This window comes from Streptomyces sp. IBSBF 3136 (genome assembly GCF_036815105.1).
In the GTDB taxonomy this organism is placed as follows: Bacteria; Actinomycetota; Actinomycetes; order Streptomycetales; family Streptomycetaceae; genus Streptomyces.
Genome location: NZ_JAJSZC010000056.1, coordinates 25,272 through 37,673, shown reverse-complemented (window position 1 = coordinate 37,673; position 12,402 = coordinate 25,272). Strand labels below are relative to the sequence as shown.

The following is a 12,402-nucleotide window of genomic DNA, read 5'->3' as shown; positions in this document are numbered from 1 at the left end:
GGAGTTAGCGGCGAACAGTATGCGCGGCGGCCCCGCCCCCGCGCCCCCCCCCCCCCCCCCCGCGGGCGGCCGCCCCCCCCCCCCCCCCCCCCCCCCCCCCCCCCCCCCCCCCGTGCCGCGCGCTCGGGCCAGGCGTAGCCCTTCCCGGTGGCCGCGCGGCACGTGCGGCCTGTGCGGAGCGCTCCCGGGTGAGGACGGATGAGGTCACACCCTGGCCCTCGGCCCGCGTCCTTTCACCGCCCTCGGCCCGCCCCTTCACCGACCTCGGTCCGCCCCTTCACCGACCCCGGCCCGCCACTTCGTCGGCTTGGGCCCGCTACTTCGTCGGCTTGGCCCCCATCCGTTCGTCGCCCTGAGGCCGTCTCGGGGTATGCGGATCATGGACGCGGGAGCCGAACCCCCTCGGGACGGCCGCCCGCGCCGCCCGTGGCGCGTGCGCCGCGCCGCGGGTACCCGAAGCGCGCGTGCAGGTGACGCGCACAGGTGAGGAGAAGCCATGGCCCCCGTCCCGCCCCCGCCCCCGTTCGATCCGGAGCTCGCCGCCGCGCTGGACCTGGTCAAGGACGTCCTCACACCCGGGCTCGCCCTGGACGAGATCCCCACCGCCCGGCAGGGCGCGGGCATGGAACTGCTCGGGCTGATCGACGTCACGATGGGCGGCGCCTTCGAGGCGGAGGACCGTACGGTGCCGGGCCCGCGCGGAGCACCGGACGTCTCCCTGCTCATCTGCCGCCCGGTGGCCGCCGATCCCGACGTCCCACTACCGGTGATCTACCACGTGCACGGCGGCGGCATGATCCTCGGCAACAACCGGGCCGGCGTGGACGGCCCGCTGACCTGGGCGCGGGAGCTGGGCGCGGTGGTCGTGTCGGTGGAGTACCGCCTCGCTCCCGAACATCCGCACCCGGCGCCGGTCGAGGACGCGTACGCCGGTCTGCTGTGGACGGCCGAACACGCCGGGGAGTTCGGCGGGGACGCGGACCGGATCGTCCTGGCGGGCTCCAGCGCGGGCGGCGGCCTGACCGCCGCGCTCGCCCTCCTCGCGCGGGACCGCCAGGGGCCGCCGCTCATCGGTCAGCTTCTGATGTGCCCGATGCTGGACGACCGCAACGAGACCGTCTCCAGCCACCAGATGGCGGGCGTCGGCGTCTGGGACCGCACCGCGAACGAGACGGCGTGGACGGCCCTGCTCGGCGACCGCAGGGGCGGCCCCGACGTCTCCCCCTACGCCGCCCCCGCCCGCGCGAACGACCTGTCCGGCCTGCCCCCGGCCTTCCTCGACGTCGGCTCGGCGGAGACCTTCCGGGACGAGGTCGTCGACTACGCCTCCCGGATCTGGCAGTCGGGCGGCGTGGCCGAACTCCACGTCTGGCCGGGCGGCTTCCACGGCTTCGACGGCTTCGCCCCCCAGGCGTCCCTGTCCCTGGCGGCCCGCGCCGCCCAACTGGACTGGCTGCGCCGCCTGCTGAGGCGCTGACCACCCGGCCCCGACCGGGACCGCCCACCTGGGCGGCCCCGGCCGACGGACAGCTCAGCGCATGGCCGCCGGCTCCTTGACCGGTGGCCGCCCGGCGGGGACCTGGTCGAGATGGTCGACGACCTGGGCATAGAACCGCTGCACCGCGTCGTCCACGCTGCGGATGAAGCCGGACTCGGCACTGCCCCGGCCGCTGCCCATTCCCTTGAGCAGAGACAGGCGGAATCCGGTGATCCGCCCCCCGGCCGCCTTCGGCAGCAGGTCAGCGGGTTCGGGGCGAAGCCGCTCCAGCGTGCCGCGGGGGCCGCCCGCCTCGCCCTCCACCAGGGTCTCGATGTGCAGGTCGGCGGGTGCCTCGGCCAGCCGCCGGACGAGCCGTTTGACCGAGGTCAGCGGGTAGCCCTGTGCGGGCGCCGGGATCTGCGTCGAAACGCGTAGCTTTCCGGTGCGCAGATCGGCGCCGACCGCGAGCACACCGGGAGTCCCCTCGATGCGCAGCTCTGCCTCCAGAAGCCCCTGGAGGCAGAGCTGATCGGCCTGGGCGCTGCGACGTTCCCGGGGGTCCTGGCCCCGCTTGCCGCGCTGCACCGGGAGTACCTTCCGGCCGAGTTCACCGCCGAGGCCGAGGCACACCTGCCGGATCAGCCGCTCCCAGCTCTCGACCACCTCCAGCGCTCGGGCGTCACCGTGGCACAGGGTCTCGTCGTCGATGCCGTTGCGCACCGGCACCCATGCCGGGCCCATGTTCTGGAAGCCGTGGCAGCCGGAGTTCTCGTGCTGCAGGTAGTACAGGAGTTCCTGGAGCAGCCAGGCGTGCGCCGCGTTGCCGACGCCTTCGTGCCGGATCAGGACCTGCGCCTGGTAGGCGACCTCCGCCCAGGAGAGGTGCCAAAGCGCCACCTTGTGCTTGCGCCGCTTGTCGATCCTGACCTCGACCAGCGGACTGCCCTCGAGCGCGACGTCGTTGGAGAGCGTGATCACGGCCTCGTAGCCGCGGCGCGCGGCGATGTCCATGTACGCCTGCACCTGGTCGGACTTGAGGGCGTTGCCGTTCGTCTTGGTCTCCACGAGCGCGGTCCACAGCTTCCCCGCACGCTCCACCCGGATGACTCCGTCGGGGCGCCGGGGGGTGTCGCCGTGGGGCAGGGAGACCTCCGTGAACGTCTCCATACGGCCGGCGGGGGCACCGAACGCGGCGGTCAGCCTCCTGCCGAACTCCGGCACCTGGGCCATCACCGACAGCAGTACGGAGGTCGCGCGCGTCTCACGGTCCCGGTCGCTCTTGAGGGCCGAGAGGGGGAACAGCCGCGCGTTCCGCCAGGACTCGTTCTCGGCGAGGGACTTGGCGGCCGTCTTCGGGAGCGTGATCTTCCGCTTGGCCGTACGGGGGCGCGCCGCGGGCCGGGAGGGCGGTTCCGCCTCGTCGCGCGGCCTGCGCGGGGAGGGGACCGCGTCGACCACCGGCACCGCCTCGACGGTCTCCACGGCGGGCTCGTCCGCCACCGTCGGCAGCTCGTCGCCTGCCGTGTCGTCCAGCGCCGAACCGGACGGCGCGTCGTCCTCGATGTCGACGCCGAAGTCCGTGGCCAGACCGGCCAGGCCCGCGGCGTACCCCTGCCCCACCGCGCGGAACTTCCACTCCCCGTCACGGCGGTACAGCTCGCCGAAGATGACCGCGCTGACCGAGTCGGCGTCGTCGACCGCGAACCGGAGCAGTCCCTCACCCGTCGCGTCGGACAACGTGACGGTGAGATCCTCCAGTTCCCCGAAGCGGGCGCCGCCGTACCGGCTCGCGGCGACCACCATCCGGTCGACGTCGTCCGGCACGGCGGTCAGGTCGAAGCCGATGCGGTCCTCGTCCCCACCGTCCGTCGGTGTCTTGCCGAGCAACTGCACGCTGCCGTCGGCCGCGACGGGGTTGTTGTAGAAGTAGAAGTCGCCGTCGCCGCGCACCTTCCCGTCCGGGCCCAGCAGCAGCACCGACACATCAGCGTCGCCTTCGCCGCTCGGGCTGGCCCAGCGCAGCCCGACGATCACGGAACCGACGCTCTCGCTCAGGGTCGACAGCGTCACGTTCGACCCTTTCACCATCTCACGCACTGATCCCCCCGGATGCCGCGGTGTCCCTGTGTGCCCAGGAGGCGCCGGCTACCTGTGAGCACTTCCGTGTGACCTGACACACAGGCGGAGACTGTAGCCTACACAGAACCTCCACACACCCCGGACGGGCGACATGAGTCCGTCAGCCCCCGTTCACCTCCTGCCGGGACGGCCCCTCCGGGTGGCCGGCTGACGCCTTCTTGATCGCCTCTCGGATGCGGGCGTACGTGCCGCAGCGGCAGATGTTCTCGATGGCGTCGATGTCGGCGTCCGTGGGGGCGGGGGTGTGCTTCAGGAGGGCGGCGGCGGCCATGATCTGGCCCGGCTGGCAGAAGCCGCACTGGGCCACGTCGCAGTCGAGCCACGCCTGTTGGACGGGGTGCAGGGTGTCGCCGTCGGCGAGGCCCTCGATGGTGGTGACCGAGCGGTCCGCGCAGTCGGCGACCGGGACCACGCAGGGCTGGATCTCGGCGCCGTCGAGGTGGCTGGTGCAGGCGCGGCAGACACCCACGCCGCAGCCGTACTTGGGGCCGGTGACGCCCAGGAGGTCGCGCAGGACCCACAGCAGGGGCATGTCGGCGGGGGCCTGGACGGTGACCTTCCCGCCGTTGAGGGTGAAGGAGTAGGAACGCATGGGGGCCTTCGGGTCGCGGGTCAGAAGGTGGGCGGGAAGCTGCGGGGCACGGTGCCGGTGGTCAGAAAGTGAGCGGGAAGCTGCGGGGCACGGTGCCGGTGGCCCGGGCGTAGGCGTTGGCGACGGCCGCGGAGGCGGCGGGGACGCCGAGTTCGCCGGCGCCGCCCGGTTCCCTGGTCGAGGGCAGGATGTGGGCCTCGAAGGAGAGCGGGGCGTTGCGCTGGCGGGCGTAGCGGAAGTCGGCGTAGCTGCCCTCGCGCACCGCGCCCCGGTCGATGTGCAGGCCCGCCTGGAGCACGACGGAGATGCCGTCGGTGGCGGCGCCCATCAACTGTGCCTCAAGACCGCGGGGGTTGACGGCGATGCCGACGTCGGCGGCCATCACCACCTTGGTCACCCGTGGGTGCTTCGGGTCGCTCGCGTCGATCTCGGCGAGGCAGGCCACGCTGGAGCCGTACTCCTCGTGCACGGCGACGCCCTGCGCGGTGCCGGCCGGCAGGGCGCGGCCCCACCGGCCGGCGCTCGCCACCTTGTCGAGGACGGCCTTGGCCGCCTCGGTGCGCAGGGTCGTCCGGCGGAAGGCGACCGGGTCCCGGCCGAGGCTGCGGGCGACCTCGTCCACGACGATCTCCTCCGCGGTGCGCACGGTCCCGGAGTCCACCGACCGCCAGGCACCGAGCGGCACGGCCAGCTCGACGCCGCCCGAATCGCCGGAGATCCGGCCGAAGTCGTACAGGCCGGTGGTGCTGGGCAGCGGGCCGGACGCCCGGACGCCCCCCTGCGGGGCGAGGCCGGCGCCGTCGTAGGCCTCCGAGACGGACGCCGTCACCTGCTCGAAGGCCACCACCCGGCCCCCGGACACGCTGGCCCGGACCCGGTGGTGGCTGGCGGGGCGCATCCGACCGTGCCGGATGTCGTCGCCCCGGCTCCACATCAGCTTCACCGGGTGCCGGGCCGCCTTGGAGACCAGCGCCGCCTCGATCGCCGCGTCGAAGTTCAGCCGGCGGCCGAACGAGCCGCCGGCGCGCGTGACATGGACCCGGACCGCCGACGGCCGCAGGCCGACCGCCTCGGCGACGGCGTCGCGCGCGTCCATCGGGGTCTGGGAGGAGAACCACAGCTCCGCGCGGTCCAGCCGGACGTCCGCCACCGCCGTCAGCACCTCCATGGGGGCGTGCCCGACGAAGGCGAACGCGAACTCCCCCGTCACCGGGGTCGAGCCGCGGGGCGGGGTGCGGAACCGGGGCACGGCGGCCTCGAGCCGGGCGCGGATCTGGGCGTCCGACAGGGCGGCCAGCGGCCCCGGCGCCCAGGTGAGACGGAGGGCGTCCCGGGCGGTGAAGGCGTGGTGGAAGGTGTCCGCGACGACGGCGACCCCGCCGGGCAGGCGGACCACCGCGTGGACCCCCGGCATGGCCCGGGCGGCCCGGGCGTCCACCGAGACGAGCTTGCCGCGGATCGTCGGCGGCCGGGCCACCACTGTCGGCCTCGCCCCGGCGACGGCCAGGTCCCCGGCGTACTTCGCCCGGCCGGTGACGATGTCCCGGGCGTCGATCCTGGTCGTCGGCCGGCCGATCACCCGGTGCCGGGAAGGGGGTTTGGGCCGGTCCGGGACGTCGGTACGGCGGATCCGGGAGGCGCTCGCGGTCAGCGAGCCGAAGGTGGCGGTGCGCCCGTCCGGCGCGACGACCACGCCGTCCCGGGTGCGCAGGGTCCGGGCGGGCAGGTGCCAGCGGCGGGCGGCCGCGGTCACCAGTCGGGCCCGGGCCGTGGCGGCGAGCTGCCGCGCGGGGCCGTACAGCGAACTCACCGAACTGGACCCGCCGGTGTACTGGTTGCCCTTGGTCCGGGCGTCGGCGAGCGGGACGCGCACGTCGGCGAGGCGGGCGTCCAGCTCCTCGGCGATCATCATGGCGACGGCGGTGGTGATGCCCTGGCCGACCTCGGCCCGGGGCAGCCGTACGACGACGTGGTTGGCCGTCGTCACCTCCAGGACCAGCATCTCCTCGTCCGCGCCGGTCACCAGGACGCCTGCGCCGGGGGCGCCGGAATCGCCTGGGTCCTGGTGGCCGGGCTCGGCGCCCTCCGCCGACGAGGGGGTGGTGCAGGCGAGAGGGGCGGCGACGGTCAGGGTGGTCGCCGCCACCGTGTACACGAGGAACCTGCGGCGGGACGGCCCAGCCGCGGGGGTGGGCTCGGTGCGGTCCAAACGAGGGCTCCTGTCGGCACGCGGGCTGGCGGGGCCGGCACGGCGCGGGAGGGGGCGCGTGTCCGGCACGGCTGGTTCGACAGATAGGAGGGGCGCCGCCCGGGACCGGTTGCCTGACGGGCCCGTTCCGCTCGGCCCAACCCTTGCCACCCACCGCCAACTTGGCCGGATGTCATCGGTGCGAACCCTGTACCGCGCACGGCTCCCGAAGGTTACCGTTCGGTAGACAGTGTGCTCCCGGAGGTGCCCCCCACATGACGCCAGACCGTGCCGCAGGCCTCGCGGAGTCCGTCCGCGCCCTCGCCGACGGGGAGGTGACCTCCCGCGCGCTGGTGGAACAGGCCCTGGCCCGGATCGAGGCCACCCAGCCGACCCTGAACGCCTTCCGGGTCGTACGCGCCGAGGCCGCGCTCGCGGAAGCGGACGCCGCCGACCGTGAGTTGGCGGCCGGCGGGCGGCGGCCGCTGCTCGGGGTGCCGGTGGCGGTCAAGGACGACATGGACGTGGCCGGCGAGCCGACCGCGTTCGGCTGCGCCGGCGACTTCCCGCCGCTCGCCCAGGACGGCGAGGCGGTACGGCGGCTGCGCGCGGCCGGGGCCGTGATCGTCGGCAAGACGAACACCTGCGAGCTTGGCCAGTGGCCGTTCACCGAGGGCCCCGCGTTCGGCGACACCCGCAACCCGTGGCACACGGGCCACACCCCGGGCGGCTCGTCCGGGGGCTCGGCGGCGGCGGTTGCGGCCGGCCTGGTCGGGGCCGCGCTCGGCTCGGACGGCGCCGGCTCGGTGCGGATCCCGGCGTCCTGGACCCATCTCATCGGCATCAAACCGCAGCGCGGGCGCATCTCCACCTGGCCGCGCGGGGAGTCCTTCCACGGCATCACGGTCAACGGCACACTCGCCCGTACGGTCGCCGACGCCGCCCTGCTGCTGGACGCCGCCGGCGGCAACCACGAGCGGGACCCGCACCGGCCGCCGGCGCTCACGGTGGCGGACGCGGTCGGCCGCGACCCGGGCCGGCTGCGCATCGCCCTGTCCCTGAAGCCGCCGTTCACGGCGGTGCCCGCGCGGCTGCGCCCGGATGTCCGCGCCCGGATACTCGAACTCGCCGAACGGCTGGCCGCGTCGGGGCACACCGTCGAGGAGGCCGATCCGCCCTACGGCCAGATCGGGCTGACCTTCGTGCCGCGCGCCACCGCCGGTATCGCCGACTACGTCCGCGAGGCCCCCGACCCGGCGCTGCTCGACCCGCGCACCCGGGAAGCGGCCCGGCTGGGCCGGCTGCTCGGCGGCGCCCCGCTGCGCGCGGCCCGGCGCGCCGAGGCCGTGCTGCACCGGCGGATCGGCGCGTTCTTCGAGTCGTATGACGTGGTCCTCGCCCCGACGACGGCCGCTCCCCCGCCCGCGATCGGCGCCCTGGCCGGGCTGAGCGGCCTCGCCACCGACCGCGCCATGATCGCCGCCTGCCCCTACGCCTGGCCGTGGAACGTGCTCGGCTGGCCCGGCGTCAACGTCCCTGCCGGATTCGTGGGCGAAGGACTGCCGGTGGGCGCCCAGTTGCTCGGCCCGGCCAACAGCGAACCGCTGCTCGTCTCCCTCGCCGCCCAACTGGAGGCGGAGCTGCGCTGGCACGAGCTGTGGCCGCCCCTGACGGCAGCCCCGAACTCCGCGGCGGCCTGAGGACGCCCCGGGCGGGCGCCTCCCCCAACGGGCGCCTCCCCGGCGGGCGCATCCTGGGCGGGCGCCTCCACGGCGGGCCCACTTCACCAGAGCGGTTCACGTCCGGCGGTTCACCGCGGTCGGTTCACAACGAGCGCTCGGCGACGGGCGGTTCACGACGGCGGGTTGACGACGGGCAGTTCGCGACGGGCGTTGTACGGCCGGTGATTCACTGCGGCCGCTTCACCACGGGCGGTTCACGGCGGCCGGTTCACCGGCGAGTCACGGCCGTTCGGCGTTCGACTCACGGCCGGTCGGCGAGTCACGGCCGGCGGCAGGAGCGCGTCGCGCCCGTACGCTGTGACCATGGACGATGCGTCGATGGTCGGGCTCGTGGGGCGCGTGACGGGGACGGTCGGGCCCGGGCTGGTCGGGGAGGTGATGGTCCGGGTGCGCGGCGGCGCCGAGCACTTCCTCGCCTACGCGTCCGACGGCGCGGCGCGACTGGAGCGGGGCACGGTGGTGATGGTGGTCGAGTACCTGCCGCCCAGGACGGTCTACGTCACCGCCGCCTACGACAACTGAGCACGCTCCGCCCCAGGTGAGGGCGGTGTGCGTCAAGATTGCAACAAGGAGTCGCCGGTACCTTCTCGCCGGGTTCCGGCAGGCGCACACTCCCCTCGTTCGGTGCCGAACGGGCACCATCAAAAGGGGGCGAATGCCGATGATCGTCGGCGTCGTTGCGGGGGCGGCCTGTGTCGCCGTCCTCGTTCTGATCGGTCTGTTCAAGATGATGTGGCGGGTCGCCGAACCCAACGAGGCGCTCATCATCTCCGGGTCCAAGCACCGCACCGAGGGCCTGGAGGAGGGTATGGGATTCCGCATCGTCACCGGGCGCGGCACCCTGGTGCTGCCCGGTGTGCAGGCGGTGCGCAAGCTCTCCCTGGACCTGAACGAGACCGAGTTGCACGTGGACTGCGTCACGCACCAGGGCATTCCGCTGAAGGTGCGGGGCGTGGTCATCTTCAAGGTGGGCGACGACTTCGTGTCGATCGCCAACGCGGCCCGCCGCTTCCTCGACCAGCAGAAGCTGATGTCGGAGCGGGTGCACAACGTCTTCGCCGGTCACCTCCGCTCCATCGTGGGCGGTCTGACGGTCGAGGACATGATCCGCGACCGGGAGAAGCTGACGGGGCAGACCCGGGCGGCCTGCGGTACCGAGATGGAGAAGCTCGGCCTGATCGTCGACTCGCTCCAGATCCACGAGATCGAGGACCCTACGGGGTACATCCAGAACCTGGCCATGCCGCATGCGGCGGCCGTCCAGCGGGACGCGCGCATCGCGCAGGCGGAGGCGAACCGTCTCGCCACCGAGGCCGAGCAGCAGTCGTTCGCCCGGATGGCGGAGGCCACCCGGGACAGCGAGATCCTGCAGGCCGGCTACCAGGCCGAGCGGGACAACGCCTCGGCGAAGGCCCGGCAGGCGGGTCCGCTCGCCGACGCGGCGGCCCGGCAGGAGGTCGTCGTCCAGGAGACCCGGGTCGCCGAACTGGAGGCGCACCGCAGGGAGCAGCAGCTCCAGGCGGACGTCCGCAAGCCGGCCGACGCCCGGGCCTACGAGACGCGGACGCTGGCCGAGGCCGAGCGCGACGCCCGGATCTCCGCGGCGCAGGCGCGGGCGAAGGAGACCGAACTCGCGGCCGCGGCCGAGGCGACCAGGGTCAAGACGGCGGCGGGCGCCGAGGCGGAGGCCACCAAGTCCCGCGGTGCGGCCACGGCGGCGGCGACCAGGGCCACCGGTGAGGCGGAGGCCGCGGCCGCGCAGGCCAAGGGACTGGCCGCGGCCGAGTCGACCAGGGCCAAGGGTCTGGCGGAGGCGGAGGCCATCAAGGCCCGGGCCGCCGCCCTCGCCGAGAACCAGGAGGCGGTCGTCGCCCAGCAACTGGCGGAGAACTGGCCGGAGATCGTCAAGGCCGGCGCGTCCGCGTTCGGCAACGTGGACAACATGGTGCTGCTCAACGGCGCCGACGGCATGGCCGAGATGTTCGCCAAGGCGCTCACCATGGGTGGCACGGGTCTCGGCCTCGCCCGTCAGCTGCTCGCGTCGATGAACCAGAACGGCCATCAGAACGGGAGCCACAACGGCAGCCCGAACGGGCACCGGGCCGGGGAGCCGGCCAAGGTCCCGGCACCGTCCCTCGACGGTGTGGTGGCTCCCGTGACCGCCGCGGCTCCCGTGTCGCAGAAGGTGCCGCTGGAGCCGGAGAACTAGGGGGAGTTCGCAAGAGCGGCGCGCCACCGGGGGACGGCGGCGGGGCCGGGGTCCGCACCGGTGTACCCGGCCCCGCCGCCGTCGGCGTGCGTCGCGGGGGCAGAGCCTGACCAGTCCGACACCCGGCGCGAGCAGCGCCACGACCTTCGCGAGCTCCAGCGCCACGTAACAGAGGTGGCCGCGCGAACGCGGCAGGTCCTCGCCCGCGAGGACGCGGTCGGACTGCTGCCACCTGTAGTAACTGTAGGGTCGACAGCAGAGACCGAGCAGCGAGGTGTGACCCATGACGTCGTCGTCCGCGTTCGACACCGGTTCGGCCGGTGAGCCGGACGCGGAGCCGCGGCTGCTGTGCGACGCCGGCGCGCTGGCCGACGCCCCGCCGCTGCCGGACGGGGTGCTGTGGAAGCTGGCCGAGAGCGGCCGGCAGCTGGACGCCAATGTAGTACGGCTGGCCCCGGGCGACCGCGTCGCGTCCCACCGCGAGCCGCACCTGGACGTGCTGGTGCTCGTGGTCCGCGGGGACGGTGTGCTCGGCAAGGGCTCGGCGGACGCGCCCGAGCCGCTCGCCGAGGGGGCGCTGCTGTGGCTGCCGCACGGCTCCACGCGCAGCATCACCGCGGGCGGGAGCGGTCTGACGTACCTGACCGTGCACCGGCGCCGCCCGGGCATACGGATCCAGTCGCGCGCGGCGACGGCGCCCGCGCAACCCTGAGACGCCGGGCGCCCGTTGCGCGCGCGGAGGGGGCGGTTAGGGTGCGGGCGTGAGCACGTACACCGACGAAGACGTTCCGGGCCGCCGCGGCCCCCACGCCACCACCGAGGCCGACCCGCGCGAGGTCGGCGCGGTGCGCACCGAGTACTCCCCCGCCCACGACGGCGACCCGGACCCCGGGGAGATCGTCTGGACCTGGGTGCCCTTCGAGGAGAACGACGGCCGGGGCAAGGACCGCCCGGTGCTGGTCGTCGCCCGGGAGGCGGCGGGCACCTTCCTCGCCGTCCAGCTGTCCAGCAGGCGGCACGACGACGACCGGGAGTGGGTGGCGATAGGCAACGGCCCCTGGGACCGGTCGGACCGGGACTCGTGGGTGAACGTGGACCGTGTGCTGCGGCTGCACGAGACCGGGATGCGCCGGGAGGCCTGCGCGCTCGACCGGATGCGGTTCAACCTGGTCCGGCAGCGACTGCACCAGCGGTACGGCTGGACCTGAGGGTGGTGTGAACCGGTCCGTGAGGACGACGTGAACCGGTCCGTGAGGGCGATGTGCACCGGCCCGGCGGGCCCTATCGCGCCGCCGGCCCCGTACGCGCCGGGAACGCCTCCGCGAAGGCCGCCCGGACCGCCGAGCCGGGCCTGCGGTCCAGGATGCCGAACACCACGTGCTCGAAGGTCCGCCCGAACCGGCCGCCGGGCCCGAGCAGGGTCCGGAAGGCGCCCGCGACCTGGGCCGGGTCGTTCTGGAAGACGCCGCAGCCCCAGGCCCCGAGCACCAGCCGCCGGTAGCCCTGGGCGGCGGCGGTCTCCAGCACGCGTTCGGCCCGCCGGGCCAGGACGGCCGGCAGCTCACCGGCGCGCTCGGGCGCGGTGCGCCGTACGACGCCCGCGTTGGGGGCGGCGGCCGTCAGGAAACCGGCCGCGTACGGCTGGGGCAGCAGGCCGCCGCGGTCGTCGCGGAACACCGGCACGGCCGGGGTGTGGATCACCCGGTCGGTGTAGAGCGGGTCGCGGTGGGCGCGGTGGTGATCGTAGAACTGCCGGGCCTGAAGGAGGCAGGTGTACAGCGCCGAGGCGCGGCAGAGGGCCTCTTCCTGGGCCTGGGCGCCGTTGAGGTAGCCACCGCCGGGGTTGCGGGCCGAGGCGAAGTTCAGGACGGCGACCGGTGCGTCCGCCAAGCGGCGGGCGGCCTCCAGGCTGCTCTCGCCGGTGACCTCGAAGGACGTCTCCGCGTCGGCGGCCCGAGGCAGCGGAACCGGCTCCGGACCGTACATTCGCGTGGCCGCCCGGGCGGGCGCGGCCGCCCCCGCCCCGCCGCCCAGGGCGCCGGCCCGCGCGGG

The 12,402-nt window shown here is 74.5% G+C and carries 10 protein-coding genes; 6 read left to right on the top strand and 4 right to left on the bottom strand.

The genetic code is table 11. The features are described 5' to 3' along the window. The first annotated feature begins 496 nt into the window (after positions 1-496). Complete coding sequence (locus tag V7E45_RS14910; protein ID WP_333774631.1) at positions 497-1,477, top strand: alpha/beta hydrolase; 981 nt, start codon at positions 497-499, stop codon at positions 1,475-1,477. A 54-nt stretch (positions 1,478-1,531) separates the two neighbouring features. On the opposite strand, the gene V7E45_RS14905 is transcribed toward V7E45_RS14910, so the two are convergent. The 3 genes from V7E45_RS14905 to V7E45_RS14895 form a co-directional block, all read right to left on the bottom strand. After that, positions 1,532-3,568: a TerD family protein gene (locus V7E45_RS14905; RefSeq protein ID WP_333774630.1), complete on the bottom strand. Its 2,037-nt coding sequence runs from the start codon at positions 3,566-3,568 to the stop codon at positions 1,532-1,534. Positions 3,569-3,719: 151 nt separating this feature from the next. Further along, on the bottom strand, positions 3,720-4,211 hold the full coding sequence (locus V7E45_RS14900; protein WP_333774629.1) for a (2Fe-2S)-binding protein: 492 nt from the start codon (positions 4,209-4,211) through the stop codon (positions 3,720-3,722). Positions 4,212-4,272: 61 nt separating this feature from the next. Beyond that, a complete protein-coding gene (locus V7E45_RS14895) occupies positions 4,273-6,420 on the bottom strand; it encodes a xanthine dehydrogenase family protein molybdopterin-binding subunit (RefSeq protein ID WP_333774628.1) in 2,148 nt (715 codons plus the stop codon). Positions 6,421-6,674: 254 nt separating this feature from the next. Here V7E45_RS14895 and V7E45_RS14890 point away from each other — a divergent pair, with 254 nt between their 5' ends. The 5 genes from V7E45_RS14890 to V7E45_RS14870 all read left to right on the top strand — a co-directional run bounded on the left by V7E45_RS14890 (position 6,675) and on the right by V7E45_RS14870 (position 11,558). Then, a complete protein-coding gene (locus V7E45_RS14890) occupies positions 6,675-8,099 on the top strand; it encodes an amidase (RefSeq protein WP_333774627.1) in 1,425 nt (474 codons plus the stop codon). Between the two features lie 345 nt (positions 8,100-8,444). Continuing rightward, on the top strand, positions 8,445-8,663 hold the full coding sequence (locus V7E45_RS14885; RefSeq protein ID WP_333774626.1) for a hypothetical protein: 219 nt from the start codon (positions 8,445-8,447) through the stop codon (positions 8,661-8,663). A gap of 133 nt (positions 8,664-8,796) precedes the next feature. Beyond that, positions 8,797-10,350, top strand: coding sequence for a flotillin family protein (locus V7E45_RS14880; RefSeq protein ID WP_333774625.1), 1,554 nt, complete (start codon positions 8,797-8,799; stop codon positions 10,348-10,350). A 283-nt stretch (positions 10,351-10,633) separates the two neighbouring features. Next, a complete protein-coding gene (locus tag V7E45_RS14875; RefSeq protein WP_333774624.1) occupies positions 10,634-11,062 on the top strand; it encodes a cupin domain-containing protein in 429 nt (142 codons plus the stop codon). A gap of 49 nt (positions 11,063-11,111) precedes the next feature. Further along, positions 11,112-11,558, top strand: a complete 447-nt coding sequence (locus tag V7E45_RS14870; protein WP_333774623.1) for a type II toxin-antitoxin system PemK/MazF family toxin — start codon at positions 11,112-11,114, stop codon at positions 11,556-11,558. Positions 11,559-11,631: 73 nt separating this feature from the next. Here the strand turns inward: V7E45_RS14870 and V7E45_RS14865 are convergent. Beyond that, positions 11,632-12,402: TIGR02452 family protein (locus tag V7E45_RS14865; RefSeq protein ID WP_333774622.1), on the bottom strand; the 771-nt coding region annotated here is incomplete at its 5' end.

Bases quoted from the DNA above. Each gene is read 5' to 3' on its own strand.
- V7E45_RS14900 (WP_333774629.1), bottom strand. From the start codon at position 4,211: ATGCGTTCCTACTCCTTCACCCTCAACGGCGGGAAGGTCACCGTCCAG.
- V7E45_RS14885 (WP_333774626.1), top strand. From the start codon at position 8,445: ATGGACGATGCGTCGATGGTCGGGCTCGTGGGGCGCGTGACGGGGACG.
- V7E45_RS14905 (WP_333774630.1), bottom strand. From the start codon at position 3,568: ATGGTGAAAGGGTCGAACGTGACGCTGTCGACCCTGAGCGAGAGCGTC.
- V7E45_RS14880 (WP_333774625.1), top strand. From the start codon at position 8,797: ATGCCGATGATCGTCGGCGTCGTTGCGGGGGCGGCCTGTGTCGCCGTC.
- V7E45_RS14890 (WP_333774627.1), top strand. From the start codon at position 6,675: ATGACGCCAGACCGTGCCGCAGGCCTCGCGGAGTCCGTCCGCGCCCTC.
- V7E45_RS14910 (WP_333774631.1), top strand. From the start codon at position 497: ATGGCCCCCGTCCCGCCCCCGCCCCCGTTCGATCCGGAGCTCGCCGCC.
- V7E45_RS14875 (WP_333774624.1), top strand. From the start codon at position 10,634: ATGACGTCGTCGTCCGCGTTCGACACCGGTTCGGCCGGTGAGCCGGAC.